This window comes from Streptosporangium sp. NPDC023963, assembly GCF_040639135.1.
Lineage (GTDB): Bacteria > Actinomycetota > Actinomycetes > Streptosporangiales > Streptosporangiaceae > Streptosporangium.
The window spans coordinates 49,618-66,934 of sequence record NZ_JBEZZK010000020.1; the positions used below are offsets into that span (position 1 = coordinate 49,618).

Consider the following 17,317-nt stretch of genomic DNA (forward strand, 5'->3'; position numbering starts at 1 on the left):
GGTACGGAGATAAGGAGGCGGTGCGGTGAATCCCGCGACCGCGCTCGCGACGGTGCTGGTCGACGAGCTGGCCCGCTGCGGTCTGACGGACGTGGTGCTCGCACCGGGTTCGCGTTCGGCGCCGCTCGCCCTGGCCGTGCACGCCGACAGCCGCCTCCGGCTGCACGTGCGGGTGGACGAGCGCTCGGCCTCCCACCTGGCGGTGGGCCTGGCCCGCCGCAGCGATCGTCCGGTCGTCCTGATCTGCACCTCCGGCACCGCGGCGGCCAACTTCCACCCGGCCGTCATCGAGGCGCACGAGTCGGGGGTGCCGCTGCTGGTGCTCACCGCCGACCGCCCGCCCGAGCTGCGCGACACCGGTGCCAGCCAGACCGTCGACCAGATCAAGCTGTACGGCACGGCCGTGCGCTGGTTCAGCGAGATCGGCGTGCCCGAGGACCGCCCCGGCCAGGTCGCCTACTGGCGGTCGACGGCCTGCCGCGCCTACCAGCGCGCGATGGGCCCGTACGACCCGGGGCCCGTCCACCTCAACGTGGCCTTCCGCGAGCCGCTGATCCCGGACGGCGATCCGTCGTGGTCCGAGTCCCTGGAGGGCGACGCCGCGGGTCCGTGGGTCCGCGCCAGGGTGGCCTCCCCGCCGGTGGCGCTGCACCTGCCGCCGACCCGGCGGGGCGTGCTGGTCGTCGGCGACGGCGCGACCAACACCCGCAGGTACGTGGCGGCGGCGGGCATGGCCGGGTGGCCGGTCCTGTCGGAGCCCAACGGCGGCGCCCGCTACGGCGACCACGCGATGTCGGCCTACCACTTCCTCCTGGGCACCCCGGAGTTCGCCGACCGGCACCGCCCCGACGTCGTGGTCACCCTGGGCCGCCCCGGCCTGTCCCGGCCGCTGCTCAACTGGCTGAGGCGCGCGGGTGAGCACATCGTGGTCGCCTCCGACATGACCCGCTGGCCCGACCCGACCCGCTCGGCCACCCAGGTGGCCCAGGTGGTGGAGATCCCGGTCTCCGCGGGCGACGACACGTGGCTGCACTCCTGGCGCCGCGCCGAGACGGCGGCCAGGGCCGCGATCGACGAGGTGCTGGACGGCTCGGGGCTCAGCGAGCCGCGCCTGGCCCGCGACCTGGCGGAGGCGCTGCCCAACGGGGCGCTGCTGTTCTCCGGCTCCTCCATGCCGATCCGCGACCTCGACCAGGCGATGCGTCCCCGGCGGGGCCTGCGGATCATGGCCAACCGGGGGGCCGCCGGGATCGACGGCGTGGTGTCGTCGGCGATGGGCGCCGCCCTCGCCCACAACGGCCCCTCCTACGCCCTGATGGGCGACCTGACCTTCCTGCACGACCAGAACGGGCTGCTCCTCGGCTCCCGCGAGCCGCGCCCCGACCTCTGCCTGGTCGTGGTGAACAACGACGGCGGCGGGATCTTCTCGCTGCTGCCCCAGGCCGCGCTGCGCGACCCCTTCGAGCGGGTCTTCGGCACCTCGCACGGGGTGGACCTGGGCTACGTGGCCGCCGCCACCGGCACGCCGTACACCTTCGTGGACGAGCCGGGCCAGCTGGTCAAGGCGCTGCGCGGCGAAGGGCTGCGGATGGTCGAGGTGCGCACCGACCGGGAGTCCAACGCGAGGCTGCACGCCGCGATGCGCGACGCGGCCCACGCCGCCGTCCGCGACGCCATGGCGTGAGCCCCGGGGGCACGCCGTGGGGCGTGTCCCCGGGGCTCACCCGGTACGGCCGGCCGGGACGGCACGCCGTGACGCGGACCGTCCCGCCGCCCGTGCCGTCGTACGGCGAGGTCACGTGACGTCGCGGCGCAGCGTCAGCGCGCGGGCGGCGAGCACGGCCGCCGCGACGTAGCCCGCGAACAGCAGCCCGCCGCCCCAGACGGGCAGCAGCTCGCCGCCCAGGGGCATGCCGCTCAGGGCGCGGGCGGCCCCGGTCGGCAGCCACCTGCCCAGGTCGGGCAGGAAACTGACGAGCAGGTAGTCGGCGTACATGAACCAGGCCAGCGCCACCGCCACCGCCGCGACCTGGTTGCGGATCAGGGCCCCCAGGCCCACCCCGAGCAGGCCGTACAGGACGACCGCGAGCACCGAACCGAGCAGGACCGCGGGCACCGCGGGGGTCCAGGCGGGATAGCCGGCCAGGCCGAGCATGACCAGGCCCGCCACCAGCGTGACCAGCGCCGAGACCGTGGCGATCACCAGGCCGACGATCCCGTACGCGGCCAGCTTGGCCGTCACCACCCGGTCCCGCCCGGGGCTGACCAGGAACTGCCAGGTGATCGTCTGGTGGCGGTTCTCCCCGGCCATGCCGAGGACGCCGAGCACCAGGGTGAAGACGTAGGCCTGCTGGGTCATGCTGTAGACGTTCTCGATCTGCGCGTCGAGCGGCATCCCGCCGCCCTGCCCCATCAGGAAGACCATCAGCCCCGCCCACGCCACGCACAGCGGGGGCGCCAGGGCGGCCAGGATCCAGGTGGTGCGGCTCGCGCGCGCCTTGAGGAGTTCGGCGCGGATCAGGCCGTTCACGCGGTCACCTCCATGTAGAGCTCCTCCAGGTCGGTGTCCGGGGTGAGCGGGCCCTGCCAGGCGAGACGTCCCGCCCGTACGACGATCGCGTGGTCGGCGACCTGCTGGATCTCGGCGAGCACGTGCGTGGAGACCAGGACCGTGCGCCCCTGGTGGGTGTAGGCCCGCAGGAAGCCCCGCAGCCAGCGCATGCCCGTCGGGTCCAGGCCGTTGGCGGGCTCGTCGAGGATGAGGATCTCCGGGTCCCCCAGCAGGGCGGAGGCCAGGGCGAGCCGCTGGCGCATACCCAGGGAGAATCCCCCTACCCTGCGGCCGGCCGAGGCGGTGAGGTCGACCTGTTCCAGCACGTGATCCACGCGCCCGGAACCCAGGCCCGCGGCGAGGCGGAGCGCCTCCAGGTGGGTGCGGGCGCTCAGCCCCGGGTGGAAGGCCGCGGCCTCCAGGACCGCGCCGACCGTGGCGACGGGACGCTCCAGGTCGCGGTAGGGCCCGCCGCCGACGGTCGCGGTGCCCTCGGTGGGCGTGACCAGGCCGAGGATCATGCGCAGGGTGGTGGTCTTGCCCGCCCCGTTGGGGCCGATGAAGGCCGTGAGTGTTCCCCGTTCCACCGTGAACGACAGGTCGTCGACGGCTCGTACCCCGCCGAACGACTTGCCGAGGTGGGTGACGCTGATTGCTGACATGCCTCGACGATGGCCCCGGGGCGGGTGGGGACGCACGGTCCCCGGGGTGGAACCGGCGATGTCCACCCGGGGGGAGGGCGCGGCGGCCGGGGGTGGAGGCGATCTCCACCCGGGGGCCCATGGCCCGCCGCCGGGGGCACGGATAATTTGTGGTCGTGACGTTCTTCCGCCGCCCCTCGGTGCGCTGGTTCCTCGCCGTCGCGCTGGCGGTGTACCTGCTCTTCAGCCCGTTGCTCGCCGTTTTCGAGATGGGCTGGCCGGACGTGCTCAAGCTGCTCCCCCTCAGCGCCGCCGTCTTCGGCTGCTGCGTGTGGGTGCTGCTGGGCAGGGACGAGCGGCGCAACACCTGGCTGCTCGCGGCCACCCTGACCGGCGGGTTCGTCCTGAACGCGATCAGTGACTTCAGCGGCATGGGGTTCGTGTACTTCGTCGTCTTCACCGCGCCGTTCAGGACCCGTTTCTGGTCGGCGGTGCTCCTGGTCACGGCCGACATCGCCGGAACGGCGGCCCTGTCCTTCCTGGTCGGGCTGCGGGACTGGGAGGTGTGGGGCAACATCCTCGGCCTCACCTACGCCACCGTCGTCATCTTCCTGATACGGCACGTGAGGACGACCAGGGAGCACGCGACGGCGCTCGCCGAGGCGCGGGCGGGGGAGGCCGTGCTGGCCGAGCGGGCGCGGTTGGCCAGGGAGGTCCACGACATCCTGGCGCACTCGCAGTCGGCGCAGATCGTCCACCTGGAGGGCGCGCGGCTGCTGCTGGAGCAGGGCGGGGACCCCGTGGCGGCCCTCGACCGGGTCAACCGCGCCGTGCGGCTGGCGCGCGCCGGGCTGGAGGAGACCCGCCGGGCGCTCGACGCGCTGCGCGGGCAGGAGCTTCCGCTGGCCGAGCGGCTGGAGCGGCTGGCGGTGGAGTTCCGGTCGGTGACCGGCTCGCCCTGCGCGGTCTCGGTCACCGGGGACCTCGGTTCGCTGGAGGCGGGGGCCAGGCTGGCGGTGGCCAGGACCGCGCAGGAGGCGCTGACGAACGTGCGCAAGCACGCGCCGGGCGCCGCGGTGTCGGTGGCTCTGCGCCGCGCCGGCGCGTGGTGCGAGCTGGAGGTGCGCGACACGGGCGGCCCGCCGGGCCCGCCGGTGTCGCGGGAAGGGGGGTACGGGCTGGTGGGGATGCGCGAGCGGGCCGAGCTGATCGGCGGTTCGCTGGCCGCGCGGCCGGGCACGGAGGGTTTCGAGGTCCTGCTGCGGGTCCCGGCGTGAGCCGCCCGCGGCGCGGCGCCGCCGCGGGGGTGGGCGCCGCGCCGTGGACGGTTCACGCCGGTGCCGGTACGGTACGCCCCGACGCGCCGGTGCCGCGCGATCGTGAGGCCGTTCCGGCGCGGGAGCGGCGCGAGGGCAGGCGGGCGGGTCCGAGGGACGAGGTGGCCGAGGTGGCCGAGGTGATCGTGCGGGTGCTGGTGGCCGACGACCAGACGGTGGTGCGCGAGGGGCTGGTGCTGCTGCTGGGCCTGCTGCCCGGCGTCGAGGTCGTGGGGGCCGCGGCCGACGGGCGGGAGGCGGTCGAGCTGGCCGGCTCGCTCGGGCCCGACGTGGTCCTGATGGACCTGCGGATGCCCCGCATGGACGGGGTGGAGGCGACCCGCAGGATCAGGGAGGCCCACCCGGACATCCACGTGGTGGTCCTGACGACGTACTCCGACGACGAGTCGATCTTCGCCGCGCTGGGCGCGGGGGCGCGGGGCTATCTGACCAAGGACACCGACGCCGAGTCCCTGGCCTCGGCCATCGCCACCGTGGTCGAGGGCGAGGCCCAGTTCGACCCCGCCGTCCAGCGGCGGCTGGCCGAGGCGGTGACCGGGAGCCGCCGCGCGCCGGGCCTGCCGGACGGGCTGACCCGCCGGGAGAGCGAGGTGCTGGGGCTGATAGCGGCGGGCCGCTCGAACGCGGAGATCGCCGGGGAGCTGTTCATCTCCGAGGCGACGGTCAAGACGCACATCAACAACCTCTTCGCCAAGGCGGGACTGCGTGACCGGGCCCAGGCGGTGACCTACGCCTTCCGGCACGGCCTGGGCCCCGGCTGACCGGGGCGGACACCGGCGCCGGGGATGACCGGGGCCGGCGATGACTGTCAGGTCTGGGGATGTGGGGACGCCGTCCCGGGATCAGGGTGGGTCGCGTACGGATTCACCTCGCGGGTGCCCGTCGAAGGGAAGTGCCATGCGACCTGACATCAGTTTGACCGGCCACGAGACGGTGGCGGGTTTCGGCAACTACGCCGAGGCACAACGTGCCGTGGACCGGCTGTCGGACCAGAAGTTCCCGGTCGAGCACACGATGATCGTCGGAGTCGGTCTCCGGCTCGTCGAGCAGGTGCTCGGGCGGCTGACCTATCTTCGCGCCGCGGGGATGGGCGCGGCGACCGGAGCCTGGTTCGGACTGCTGATCGGCCTGTTCTTCGCGATCTTCACTCCCGGACGGTTCCCCTTCATCCTGGTCCTGTGGGGCCTGATCTGGGGTGCCATCGCCGGAGCGATCTTCGGGCTGGTCGGCCACGCGCTCACCGGGGGCAAGCGCGACTTCCTCTCGTCGAGCGCGATCGTCGCCGACCGCTACGAGGTGCTGGTCGCGGCCCCGCACGCCGCCGAGGCGCGCCGGCTGCTCGACGTGGGCACGTCCCAGCAGATGCATCAGCAGATCTGACCGGCTCCGACCGGCGTCCCCGGGCCGGAGCCCGCACGGACGGGGGCGCGGGCGGCATCGTCCGCGCCCCCGTCCCGTCCGCGCCCCCGTCCCGTGTCCGCCGCCGGGCCGTCCGTCGAGTGCCGGGAGCCACAGCGCACAGGAGGGGCCACAGCGCACAGCGGGAGCCACAGCGCACAGGAGGGGCCACAGCGCACAGCGGGAGCCACAGCGCACAGGAGGGCAGCATGCCTAAAGCAGTCGGAATCGATCTGGGCACCACCAACTCGGTGATCGCCACGATGGAGGGCGACAAGCCCACGGTGATCCCCAACGCCGAGGGGGCGCGGACGACGCCCTCGGTCGTGGCGTTCACCGACAACGGTGAGCGTCTGGTCGGGCAGCTGGCCCGCCGCCAGGCGATCCTCAACCCCAAGGGGACGATCTACTCGGCCAAGCGCTTCATCGGCCGCCGCCACGACGAGGTCGCCAGCGAGCTGACCGCCGTGTCGTTCGACGTCGTCCCCGGGCCCGACGGAGCCGTCCGCTTCAAGATCAACGAGAGGCTCTACGCGCCCGAGGAGATCGCCGCGGCCGTCCTGCGCAAGCTCGTGGACGACGCCTCGAAGTTCCTGGGGGAGAAGGTCACCGAGGCGGTCATCACCGTGCCCGCGTACTTCAACGACTCCCAGCGCCAGGCCACCAAGGACGCCGGGAAGATCGCCGGCCTGGAGGTCCTGCGGATCATCAACGAGCCGACCGCGGCGGCTCTCGCCTACGGCCTCGACCGCCAGGAGAGCGAGACCGTGCTCGTCTTCGACCTGGGCGGCGGCACCTTCGACGTCAGCGTCCTCGCCATCGGGGACGGCGTCGTGGAGGTGCGGGCGACCGCGGGCGACTCCCACCTGGGCGGCGACGACTTCGACCGGCGCGTCGTCGACCACCTCGCCGACGAGTTCCAGCGGGACAACGGCATCGACCTGCGCCAGGACCCGCAGGCCCTGCAGCGGTTGTTCGAGGCCGCGGAGAAGGCCAAGGTCGAGCTGTCGGCGGTCACCCAGACGCAGATCAGCCTGCCCTTCATCACCGCGGACGCCTCGGGCCCCAAGCACCTGAACACCACGCTCAGGCGCTCGACCTTCGAGGAGATCACCGCCGACCTGCTCGAACGGTGCAAGGGGCCCGTCCAGCAGGCCATGGCCGACGCCAAGCTCACCGCCGACGACATCGACGAGGTGATCCTGGTGGGCGGCTCGACCAGGATGCCCGCCGTGCAGAACCTGGTACGCCGGATGACGGGCGGCAAGGAACCGAACATGACGGTCAATCCGGACGAGGTCGTGGCGCTGGGCGCCGCGGTCCAGGCCGCCGTCATCAAGGGCGAGCTGAAGGACGTCGTACTGCTCGACGTGACACCGCTCTCCCTCGGCATCGAGACGCTCGGCGGGGTGATGACGAAGGTCATCGAGCGCAACACGACCATCCCGGCCCGCCGTTCCGAGACGTTCAGCACCGCCGAGGACAACCAGAGCGCCGTGGACGTCGTCGTGCTGCAGGGCGAGCGCGAGCGCGCGGCCGACAACCGTCCCCTGGGCCGGTTCCGGCTGGAGAACATCCGGCCCGCCCCGCGCGGGGTGCCGCAGGTCGACGTGACCTTCGACGTCGACGCCAACGGGATCCTGAACGTCTCGGCCAAGGACAAGGACACCGGCGCCGAGCAGCGCATCACGATCAGCGAGAGCTCGAACCTGGACACGAGCGAGGTCGAGCGGATGGTCGCCGACTCCGAGCGGCACCGCGAGGAGGACCAGCGGATGCGGCAGGTGGTGGACGCGCGCAACGAGCTCGACAGCGCCGCCTACCAGGTGGAGCGCCGCCTGACGGAGCTGGGCGACTCGGTACCCGTCCACGAGAGGGCGCGGGCCGACATGCTGGCGCACGACGCCCGCGACGCGATCAAGCAGGAGGCCCCGCTCGACCGGGTCCGCTCGCTCACCGCCGAGCTCCAGCAGATCTACCACAGCCTCGGCGCGGCCGGCTCCGGCGCCCCGGGGGCCGCGGGCGGCCAGGGAGCCGCGGGGGCGTCCGGTTCCCCGGGCGGACGGGACGACGACGTCATCGACGCGGAGTTCACGACCGATGAGTGAGACACCCGGGCGTGGCCGGCACGTCCCGCGCCGTGAAGGGGAGCCGCGCGGCGAGTACGACCCGCCCGGCCGGGAGCCGTACGGCCAGGAGGACGACCGGGAGCGGGACGCCGGCGAGGCGCGAGCCCACGACGGGCGCCCGGACCGGCCCCCGGACCGGCCCCCGGACCGGCACGGAACCCGGGGACCTCAGGGCGCCCAGGGGTCCGAGACCCGGCGCGGTGGTCAGGAGGCGCGTGACCGGGGGCCGGAGGTCCAGGAGGGGCGCGGGTACGTCCCCGGCACCCAGGACGCCCCGGATGCCCAGGACGCCCCGGACGCCCAGGACGACCTCCAGGAACGCGTCCTGGAGCTCCAGGCCATGGTGGCCGATCTCCAGGACCGCCGGCGGCGCGCCCTCGCCGACCTCGACAACCTGCGCAAGCGCGTCGGCAGGGACGCCGAGCGGACGCGGTCGGACGAGCGGGCGCGGGCCGCCGGGGAGTGGCTGCCCGTGCTGGACAACCTGGACCGCGCCCTGGAACACGCGGAGACCGATCCCGGCTCCATCGTCGCCGGGATGCGGGCGATCCGCGACCAGGCGCAGGAGGTGGTGTCCCGCCTCGGTTACGCGCGCCGCGACGACACCGGGGCCGTGTTCGACCCGGCCAGGCACGAGGCGGTGGGCGTGCTCTCGCGGGAGGGCGTTCCCGACGGCACGATCCTGCAGGTGGTCCGGCCCGGCTACGGGGACGGCGAACAGTTGCTGCGGCCCGCGCTGGTCGTGGTGGCCAAGGGGGCATGATGCCCCCCGACCGGGACTTCTACGAGATCCTCGGCGTGCGGCGGGGGGCGAGCCAGGAGGACGTCCAGCGCGCCTACCGCAAGCTGGCGCGGGCCCACCACCCCGACGTCAACAAGGACCCGTCCGCCGAGGACCGCTTCAAGGAGGTCTCCGAGGCATACAGCGTGCTGTCCGACCCCGGGACCCGGCGTCGCTACGACGCGTTCGGGCCGGAGTTCCGCCAGGTGCCCGACGACGTGGACCCGGAGACGTGGGCGCGTGCCAGGAACCGCGGGGCGGGCGCGGGCCGGGCCGGGGCCCGGGGCGGGGGCGCGGGTTTCGGCGGCTTCCAGGAGGGGGTCGACCTCGACGACCTCTTCGAAGGGCTGTTCTCCGGCAGGAGAGGCCGGTCGGGCGGGGGCTGGGGGCCGATACCCGGCGCCGACCAGGAGGCCGAGATCGTCCTGACCGTCGAGGAGGCCTACCGGGGCGGACCTCGCTCCATCACCGTCGGTTCGCGCGAGCTGCGGATCGACATCCCGCCGGGCGTCACCGACGGGCAGCGCATCAGGCTGGCCGGGCAGGGCGGCCGGGGCGGCGACGGGGCACCCGCGGGTGACCTCTACCTGATCGTCAGGATCGCCTCGCACCCCCGCTACCGGATCGAGGGACGCGACCTTCACGTCCTGCTCCCGGTCACCCCGTGGGAGGCGGCGCTCGGCGCCCCCGTCGTGGTCGACACCCCCGGGGGCGAGGCCAAGGTCAAGGTGCCGCCGGGGACGTCCGGCGGCAGGCGGCTGCGGCTGCGCGGCCGGGGGATGCCCGGCCGCGGCGACAAGGCCGGCGACCTGTACGCCGAGGTGCGGATCATGGTCCCGGACCGGTTGTCGGAGGAGGAGCGGCGGCTGTTCGAGCAGCTCGCCGCGGTCTCCGCGTTCGACCCGAGGAGGCGGCGATGACCCACCCGTTCCCCGAGCACGGGACGCCCCGTCCCGACCCGCGCCCCGCCCGCCCGCCGGCGGACCCGGCGGGCGGAGAACGCGCCGGGCCCGTCTCGGGCGAGGGCGCGGCCTCCCACCGGCGGGAGACCCGGGGAGAGAACCGGCGGGAGGTCCGGGAGGAGACCTCGCGGGAGACGGCCAGGACCTACCAGCTGGCCAGGCCCGAGCGCCTGGATCTGGAGACGTTCGCCCGGGCGACGGGAACCCACCCCGAGCTGGTGCGGCGGCTCGTCGTGCTGGGCGTGCTCGACGCCTGGACCGACGCCTCCGGGCACCTGTGGCTCCCGCCCTCCCAGCTGCCCGCCATGGCGCGCGTCCGGCGGCTGCGGGCCGGGTTCTCGATCAACTACGCGGCGATCGGCCTCGTACTGGACCTGCTGGACCGCATCGCCGACCTGGAGGCCGCCCAGCGCGGTCGTCCCCGACCCATCGGAGGCCCGCCGTGGACATGAACCGGCTGACACAGAAGTCGCAGGAGGCGCTGCACGACGCGCAGACCAAGGCCCTGCGTTTCGGGCACACCGAGGTGGACGGCGAGCACCTGCTGCTCGCGCTGCTCGACCAGCCGGAGGGGCTGATCCCCCGCCTGCTCTCGTACGCGAACGTCGACACCGACCGGCTCAGGACCGATCTGGAGGCGGAACTGGGCCGCCGCCCCCGGGTGAGCGGCCCCGGCGCCTCGCCCGGCCAGGTCTACGTGACGCAGCGGCTCTCGCGCCTGCTGGAGACGGCCAAGCGGGAGGCCGACCGGCTGAAGGACGAGTACGTGTCGGTGGAGCACCTGCTCATCGCCCTGATCGAGGAGGGCAGCTCGGCCTCCGCCGGGCGACTGCTGCACGAGCAGGGACTGTCCAGGGACGGCTTCCTCAAGGCGCTCACCGCGATCCGCGGCAACCAGCGGGTGACGTCCGCGATGCCCGAGGTGGCGTACGAGGCGCTGGAGAAGTACGGGCGCGACCTGGTGGCGGACGCCGTCTCGGGCAAACTCGACCCGGTCGTCGGGCGCGACGCCGAGATCCGCCGCGTCGTCCAGATCCTGTCCCGCAAGACCAAGAACAACCCGGTCCTCGTCGGCGACCCCGGGGTGGGCAAGACCGCCATCGTGGAGGGCCTCGCCCTGCGGATCAGCCACGGGGACGTGCCGGAGGGGCTCAAGGGCAAGACGGTCTTCAGCCTCGACATGGGATCGCTGGTGGCCGGGGCCAAGTACCGGGGCGAGTTCGAGGAGCGGCTCAAGGCGGTGCTCAACGAGGTCAAGGCCGCCGAGGGACGGATCCTGCTCTTCGTCGACGAGATGCACACCGTGGTGGGCGCCGGAGCCGCCGAGGGCGCCATGGACGCGGGCAACATGCTCAAGCCCATGCTGGCCCGCGGCGAGCTGCACATGATCGGGGCGACGACCGTCGTCGAGTACCGCAAGCACGTCGAGAAGGACGCCGCCCTGGAGCGCCGGTTCCAGCCGGTGATGGTCGACGAGCCGTCGGTCGAGGACGCCGTGTCCATCCTGCGCGGCCTGCGCGAGCGCCTGGAGATCTTCCACGGGGTGAAGATCCAGGACAGCGCGCTGGTGGCGGCCGTCGTGCTGAGCCACCGCTACATCTCCGACCGCTTCCTGCCGGACAAGGCCATCGACCTGGTGGACGAGGCGTGCGCGATGCTCCGTACGGAGATCGACTCGATGCCCGCCGAGCTCGACGAGCTCACCCGCAGGGTGATGCGCCTGGAGATCGAGGAGGCCGCGCTCGCCAAGGAGGAGGACGCCGCGAGCGGGACCCGGCTGGAGGAACTGCGCAGGGAGCTCGCCGACCTGCACGCCGAGTCCGACGCCATGCGGGCGCAGTGGGAGGCCGAGCGGCACGCCCTGCGCGCCGTCCAGGCCCTGCGCGCGGAGATGGAGCAGGTACGCGCGGAGGCCGAGCGGGCCGAGCGCGACTACGACCTCAACCGCGCCGCGGAGCTGCGGCACGGCAGGCTGCCCGAGCTGCTGCGGCGGCTGGAGTCCGAGGAGGAGCGGCTGTCGGCCAAGCAGGGCACGTCGCGCCTGCTGCGCGAGGTCGTCACCGACGAGGAGATCTCGATGATCGTCTCCCGGTGGACGGGCATCCCGGTGAGCCGGCTGCGCGAGGGCGAGCGGGAGAAGCTCCTGCGGCTCGACCAGATCCTGCACGAGCGGGTGATCGGCCAGGACGAGGCGGTACGGCTGGTGGCCGACGCCGTCATCCGGGCCCGCTCCGGCATCAAGGACCCGCGCCGCCCGATCGGGTCGTTCGTCTTCCTGGGGCCGACGGGCGTCGGCAAGACGGAGCTGGCCAAGGCGCTCGCGGAGGCGCTCTTCGACACCGAGGACAACATGATCCGCATCGACATGAGCGAGTACCAGGAGCGGCACACGGTCAGCCGCCTGGTCGGCGCGCCCCCCGGCTACGTCGGGTACGAGGAGGGCGGCCAGCTGACCGAGGCCGTGCGGCGCAAGCCGTACTCCGTGGTGCTCTTCGACGAGGTGGAGAAGGCGCACGCCGACGTGTTCAACACGCTGCTGCAGGTGCTCGACGACGGGCGGCTCACCGACGCGCAGGGCAGGACCGTCGACTTCCGCAACACCGTCCTGATCATGACCTCCAACCTCGGCTCCGTGTACCTCCTCGACGGCGTCACGTCGAGCGGGGAGATCGAGCCCGAGGCGCAGCAGCGGGTCATGGCCGAGTTGCGCGCCCACTTCCGCCCCGAGTTCCTCAACCGCGTCGACGACATCGTGATCTTCAAGCCGCTCACCCCCGAGGAGATCGAGCGCATCGTCGGCCTGATGTTCGTCGAGTTGCGGAACCGCCTCGAGCAGCGGGGCATCCGGCTGGAGGTCACCGAGGCGGCGCTGCGGCACATCGCCGAGCGGGGCTACGACCCCGTGTACGGCGCCCGCCCGCTGCGCCGGTTCATCGCCAGGGAGGTCGAGACGCGCATCGGCCGCGCGCTCCTGTCGGGAGAGGCGGACGAGGGAGCCGTGGTCCGGGTGGACCTCGCCGGGGACGAGCTCGCCGTCACCTACGGATGAGGATGGCCGGTCATGTCATCAAATATCGTGCGATGTCGGAACTGGGGGAAGAGGAAGCGGATGCCGCCGGGCGCCGCGCCGCGCGCACGGACGGAGGGTGCGATCACGCCGGTGGGCGAGGGAAGCGGCTGAGATGGACGCGCTCACCGAGACTCCGGACCACCAGGGGGCGTTTCCCCGCCTGGACGAGGCGCAGATCGCCACGCTCGCGGCCCACGGCGTCCGCAGGCCGGTCCGGACGGGCGAGCTCCTGATCAAGGAGGGTGAGGAGCACCCGGAGTTCGTCGTCATCCTCACGGGCAAGGTGGCCGTCGTCGAGGACGAGCGGGTCCTCTGGATCCACGGGCCGGGCCGTTTCCCGGGCGAGCTCGGGGTGATCACCGGCCGGAGGGCGTTCCTGACCTCGGTGGTCTGCGAGGCGGGCGAGGTCCTGACGGTCCCCGTCGAGCGGCTGAGGAGGATCGCCACCCGCGACCGCGGGATCGGGGACCTGATCCTGCGGGCCTACCTCGTCCGCCGCCCGCTGCCCACCGCCGGCGGGGCCGGACTGAGGATCGTCGGTTCCCGCTACTCGCCCGGCAGCCGGCGGCTGCGGGAGTTCGCCGCCAGGAACCGGTTGCCGCACCGCTGGATCGACCTGGAGGAGGACGGGGAGGCCGAGGCGCTCGTCCTCAACCTCGGCGTCGCGCCGGACGAGACCCCCGTGGTGATCCTGGGCGGGACCCGGGTCCTGCGCAACCCCTCCGACGCCGAGCTGGCCCGCGCGACCGGGCTGCCCGCCCGGACCGCGCCCGGGGACGTCCACGACCTCGTCATCGTGGGAGCCGGTCCCGCGGGCCTGGCCGCCGCGCTGTACGGGGCGTCGGAGGGGCTGGACACGGTGGTGCTGGAGGCGGTCGCGGCCGGCGGGCAGGCGGGCGCCTCCCCCCGCGTCGAGAACCACCTCGGCTTTCCCTCGGGCATCTCCGGCGGGGAGCTCGCCGAGAGGGCCCTCATCCAGTCCAGGAGGTCCGGCGCCCGCTTCGGCGTCCCGGCCGAGGCCGTGTCCCTGGAGCGGATGGACGGCCACTACGACGTCGGGCTCGGCGAGGGAGGGCCGGTCAGGGGCCGTACGATCGTCATCGCCACCGGGGCGCGCTACCGCAGGCTCGACGTGCCGCGCCTGGAGTCCTTCGAGGGCAACGGCGTCCACTACGCCGCGACCGTGGCCGAGGCCGGATCGTGCGGCGGCGGTCCGGCGGTGGTCGTGGGAGGGGGGAACTCCGCGGGACAGGCGACGATCCTCCTGGCCCGGTACGCCTCGTCGGTGCGCCTGGTCGTCCGCGGCGGCGACCTGGGAGAGCGCATGTCGCGCTACCTCACCGACCGGATCCGGGACCACCCCCGGGTGGAGGTGACGCTCGGCACCGAGGTGCGGGAGCTCGTCGGCGCCCGCACGCTGGAGGCGGTCCTCGTCGAGAACCGCCGCACGGGGGAGCGGACGCTCCTGGAGACGCGCTCCCTGTTCGTCCTCATCGGCGCCGACCCCCGCACGGGCTGGCTCTCCTCCGCCGTCACCCTCGACGACCGGGGCTTCGTCGTCACCGGCTTCGACGGCGGCCTTCCCCTGGAGACGAGCCTGCCGGGAGTCTTCGCGGTGGGCGACGTCAGGAGCCGGTCGGTCAAGCGGGTCGCCTCGGCCGTGGGGGAGGGGGCGACGGCGGTCCGGCTGGTCCACGAGCACGTCGCGCGGGAGATGCCCCAGCACACGTCCCGCATGGTCCGCAGCCTCGCCTGACGGGGCCGTTCCCGCCCGGCCGGGCTTCAGGCCGCGCCTCAGGCCGCGCCTCAGGCCGGGCGTCTCCCCGGCCGGGTGTCTCCGGCAGGGCCTCGGGCCTCAGGGCAGGCGCCTCGGCCGGGCCTCAGAGGGGGCGCCGGTGGCCGTTCTCCTCCGCCGCCAGCCTGGCCAGCTCGACCCGCGAGCGGATGCCCAGCTTGCGGAAGACCTGCCGCAGGTGGAAGGCGACGGTGTGCTCGCTGATGAACATCTGCTCGGCGGCGTGCCGGTTCGTCAGCCCCTGGGAGACCAGGTCGCAGACGGCCTGCTCGGTGCCGGTCAGGCTGGCCCACCCCGACACGGGATGGTCGGTCCTGGCCCAGTGGCGGCATCGCTCGCCCAGCAGCCGCAGCCTGCCCCGTACCCGCGCCGCGTCCCGGGCGGCCTCCACGGCCCCGTAGCAGGCCAGCGCGGTCTTCAGGCTCTCCACGGCCAGGTCCCGGCAGCCGCCGCCCGCGCCGAGCAGCACGCCGAGATCCTCCGCGGCCGAACCCCTGGCCCAGGGGTCGGCGTGCCCGGCCACCGCGCGGCCCAGCGCCTCGGAGTCACCCTCCCGCAGCCCCCGCGCGTGGTCGGCGGACGCCGACGGGCCGGGCAGGGCGGGGTTGCGCCGGGCGATGTCCTCGGCCGCGCCGACCACCGCGTCGGCCCTGCGCCGGTCGTCCACCGCCATCGCCACCCGCACCAGCCACGCCGCGGCCGCGGGCTCGCCGTTCAGTGCCCCGATGTGCCGGGGCAGCGCGTCGTAGATCCCGCCGAGCGAGCTCATGCCGCCCGCCGCGCCGTCGCGCGCCTCGCTGATCCGCCCGGCCGCCAGTTCCGACCGCAGCCGGGCGCACGGCGGTATGCCGGGTGCCGACCTGACCAGGTCCCTCTCCATGTACCTGATGGCTCCCGGCAGGTCGCCCGACCGCAGCGACGCGGTGCCGAGCACCGACAGGGCCGAGGAGGCCAGGAGCGGGGCGTCCAGGGTCCCGGCGGCGGCCAGGCCGGCCTCCCCGTGCTCGATCGCGCCGCCGGGCCGGCCCGCGGCCAGCGCCAGCCGGGCGCGCAGGACGGGGATCTCGGCGGCCCAGGCGGGCTCGCCCTCGGCGTCGGCCTCCTCGGCGGCGCTCTCCGTCGCCGACTCCGCCTCGTCCAGCAGCCACAGGTCGATCAGCATCGAGGCCAGCACCGCCCTCGGCTGCCGGTGCCGGCCGCGGGCCGGTCGCTCCACGGCCTCGCGCGCCAGGTCCAGCCCCCGCGAGAGCCCGCCCTCGTCCCACGCGAGCAGGGCCAGGTCCACGAGCCCGCCCGTCCCGCCGCCGCGGGCCGCGAGGGTCCCGCGGGCCCCGGCGGCGCGCTCGACCTGCTCCCGCAGGGCCCGCCGCACCGGTGACGGCACCTCGTCGACGATCGACCGCCACACCAGCTCGTGCCGGAACGTCAGCTCGTCGCGGGTGGCCACGAGCACCCCGGCCGCCAGCGCCTCCTCCAGCGGGGGGAGCAGCGCGGCCGGGGTCTCGCCGAGCATCTCGGCCGCGTACGCCGGGGTGAACGAGCGTCCGAGCACCGCGAGGGCCTCCAGCAGGTACCGGGTCCTGGTGCCGAGCTCGTCCAGGCGCCGCCGGACGGCGGTGTGCAGGCGCAGGGGCAGCACCGCCCCGGCGGGGGTGATCCCGGCCAGCCGGGCGACGCCGTCCTCGACCAGGATGGCGTCCTCCTCACGCAACCCGGTGAGAAGCTCGGCGAGCAGGAGCGGGTTGCCGCCGGCCTGGGCGGCCAGCGCCGCCAGCCCCTCCCCGGGGGCCGCGCCCAGGATGTCGGCGGAGACCTCGGCCACCGCCCCCTCGTCGAGGGGGCACAGGGCGATCCGGGTGGCCCCCTCCTCCTCCAGCAGGTCGAACAGCCGTCCCGCCTCGCCGCGTCCCGGGGTGTCGCGGCAGGCCAGCAGCCACGCCACGGGGTGCGAGGCCAGCCGCGAGGGCATCGTCCGCAGGGCCATCACCGTGGCGGGATCGGCCCACTGGAGATCGTCCAGCACCACCAGCAGCGGCCCCGAGGTCAGCCTCCGCTCCAGCGAGGTCCGGACCTGCTCGGCCAGCCACAGCAGCAGTCCCGGCCCGTCGGGGAAGGCGCTTCTGGTCAGGGGCATCGAGGCCGTCGGCGACTCCTCGAGCGCAGCCAGCAGCGGTCCCAGCGGGGTCAGCCGCCCCAGCTCGTCGGCCCGCCCGCTCGCCACCGCCGTTCCCCGCGCGGTCGCGACGCTCGCGGCCTCGGCGAGCAGCAGCGACTTCCCCGTCCCCGGCTCGCCCTCGACGAGCATGACGCTCCCGGTCGCGGACGTGACGCCTCCCAGCAGGGCGAGGACCGCCGCCCACTCATCTTTCCGGCCGCGCATAGTCTTGTCTCGGATCTGGGGTCATACGGCGGGCTTCCTGAGCAGTGGTTACGCATATGACATCCCCAAGGGACGAATCATCACGCGCCGGGCACTGCCGCGCGCCGGTGGTTTGGGACAGATTTGACCTCGGGGACCCCGCCACCCCGCCATCCCGCCGGCGTCCGGCCGGCGCTCGACCGGCGTACTCTCCTCATCCGGCCGGTGTTCGGTCGGCGTGCTCTCCTCGCCCGGCCGGTGCTCGGCCAGGGGGCCCTCCTCGCCCGGCCGGTG

At 74.2% G+C, this 17,317-nt stretch carries 13 protein-coding genes; 10 read left to right on the forward strand and 3 right to left on the reverse strand.

Annotation, left to right across the window (positions count from 1 at the left end; translation table 11 throughout):
- The first annotated feature begins 25 nt into the window (after positions 1-25).
- On the forward strand, positions 26-1,684 hold the full coding sequence (gene menD, locus AB0F88_RS38215) for a 2-succinyl-5-enolpyruvyl-6-hydroxy-3-cyclohexene-1-carboxylic-acid synthase (protein WP_362695848.1): 1,659 nt from the start codon (positions 26-28) through the stop codon (positions 1,682-1,684).
- A 111-nt stretch (positions 1,685-1,795) separates the two neighbouring features.
- On the opposite strand, the gene AB0F88_RS38220 is transcribed toward menD, so the two are convergent.
- Both AB0F88_RS38220 and AB0F88_RS38225 read right to left on the reverse strand, forming a co-directional pair.
- Complete coding sequence (locus AB0F88_RS38220; RefSeq protein WP_362695850.1) at positions 1,796-2,530, reverse strand: ABC transporter permease; 735 nt, start codon at positions 2,528-2,530, stop codon at positions 1,796-1,798.
- A complete protein-coding gene (locus AB0F88_RS38225) occupies positions 2,527-3,213 on the reverse strand; it encodes an ATP-binding cassette domain-containing protein (RefSeq protein WP_362695852.1) in 687 nt (228 codons plus the stop codon). The genes AB0F88_RS38220 and AB0F88_RS38225 overlap by 4 nt, the downstream gene beginning before the upstream one ends.
- 155 nt (positions 3,214-3,368) lie before the next feature.
- Between AB0F88_RS38225 and AB0F88_RS38230 the strand changes: the two genes are divergently transcribed.
- From AB0F88_RS38230 to AB0F88_RS38270, 9 genes are all read left to right on the forward strand, one after another.
- A complete protein-coding gene (locus AB0F88_RS38230) occupies positions 3,369-4,469 on the forward strand; it encodes a histidine kinase (protein WP_362695854.1) in 1,101 nt (366 codons plus the stop codon).
- Positions 4,466-5,290, forward strand: a complete 825-nt coding sequence (locus AB0F88_RS38235; RefSeq protein WP_362695856.1) for a response regulator transcription factor — start codon at positions 4,466-4,468, stop codon at positions 5,288-5,290. Before AB0F88_RS38230 ends, AB0F88_RS38235 begins: the two co-directional genes overlap by 4 nt.
- 136 nt (positions 5,291-5,426) lie before the next feature.
- The gene (locus tag AB0F88_RS38240) at positions 5,427-5,909 is read left to right on the forward strand and encodes a general stress protein (RefSeq protein ID WP_362695858.1); all 483 of its coding nucleotides are present in this window, start codon (positions 5,427-5,429) and stop codon (positions 5,907-5,909) included.
- Between the two features lie 227 nt (positions 5,910-6,136).
- Positions 6,137-8,035 (forward strand): molecular chaperone DnaK, encoded by a 1,899-nt coding sequence (gene dnaK, locus AB0F88_RS38245; protein ID WP_362695860.1) that lies wholly within the window; start codon positions 6,137-6,139, stop codon positions 8,033-8,035.
- Positions 8,028-8,819 (forward strand): nucleotide exchange factor GrpE, encoded by a 792-nt coding sequence (gene grpE, locus AB0F88_RS38250; protein ID WP_362695862.1) that lies wholly within the window; start codon positions 8,028-8,030, stop codon positions 8,817-8,819. The genes dnaK and grpE overlap by 8 nt, the downstream gene beginning before the upstream one ends.
- On the forward strand, positions 8,819-9,757 hold the full coding sequence (locus tag AB0F88_RS38255; protein WP_362695864.1) for a DnaJ C-terminal domain-containing protein: 939 nt from the start codon (positions 8,819-8,821) through the stop codon (positions 9,755-9,757). Before grpE ends, AB0F88_RS38255 begins: the two co-directional genes overlap by 1 nt.
- On the forward strand, positions 9,754-10,251 hold the full coding sequence (locus AB0F88_RS38260) for a chaperone modulator CbpM (protein ID WP_362695866.1): 498 nt from the start codon (positions 9,754-9,756) through the stop codon (positions 10,249-10,251). The genes AB0F88_RS38255 and AB0F88_RS38260 overlap by 4 nt, the downstream gene beginning before the upstream one ends.
- Positions 10,242-12,848 (forward strand): ATP-dependent chaperone ClpB, encoded by a 2,607-nt coding sequence (gene clpB, locus AB0F88_RS38265; RefSeq protein ID WP_362695868.1) that lies wholly within the window; start codon positions 10,242-10,244, stop codon positions 12,846-12,848. The genes AB0F88_RS38260 and clpB overlap by 10 nt, the downstream gene beginning before the upstream one ends.
- A 133-nt stretch (positions 12,849-12,981) precedes the next feature.
- On the forward strand, positions 12,982-14,625 hold the full coding sequence (locus AB0F88_RS38270) for an FAD-dependent oxidoreductase (RefSeq protein ID WP_362695869.1): 1,644 nt from the start codon (positions 12,982-12,984) through the stop codon (positions 14,623-14,625).
- Between the two features lie 124 nt (positions 14,626-14,749).
- Here the strand turns inward: AB0F88_RS38270 and AB0F88_RS38275 are convergent, their stop codons facing one another.
- The gene (locus AB0F88_RS38275) at positions 14,750-17,044 is read right to left on the reverse strand and encodes an AAA family ATPase (protein ID WP_362695870.1); all 2,295 of its coding nucleotides are present in this window, start codon (positions 17,042-17,044) and stop codon (positions 14,750-14,752) included.
- Positions 17,045-17,317 lie beyond the last annotated feature (273 nt).

Excerpts from the sequence above, each read along its gene's own strand:
- AB0F88_RS38260 (WP_362695866.1), top strand. The coding sequence starts at position 9,754 with ATGACCCACCCGTTCCCCGAGCACGGGACGCCCCGTCCCGACCCGCGC.
- AB0F88_RS38275 (WP_362695870.1), bottom strand. The coding sequence starts at position 17,044 with ATGCGCGGCCGGAAAGATGAGTGGGCGGCGGTCCTCGCCCTGCTGGGA.
- AB0F88_RS38240 (WP_362695858.1), top strand. The coding sequence starts at position 5,427 with ATGCGACCTGACATCAGTTTGACCGGCCACGAGACGGTGGCGGGTTTC.
- dnaK (WP_362695860.1), top strand. The coding sequence starts at position 6,137 with ATGCCTAAAGCAGTCGGAATCGATCTGGGCACCACCAACTCGGTGATC.
- grpE (WP_362695862.1), top strand. The coding sequence starts at position 8,028 with ATGAGTGAGACACCCGGGCGTGGCCGGCACGTCCCGCGCCGTGAAGGG.
- AB0F88_RS38255 (WP_362695864.1), top strand. The coding sequence starts at position 8,819 with ATGCCCCCCGACCGGGACTTCTACGAGATCCTCGGCGTGCGGCGGGGG.
- AB0F88_RS38225 (WP_362695852.1), bottom strand. The coding sequence starts at position 3,213 with ATGTCAGCAATCAGCGTCACCCACCTCGGCAAGTCGTTCGGCGGGGTA.
- AB0F88_RS38270 (WP_362695869.1), top strand. The coding sequence starts at position 12,982 with ATGGACGCGCTCACCGAGACTCCGGACCACCAGGGGGCGTTTCCCCGC.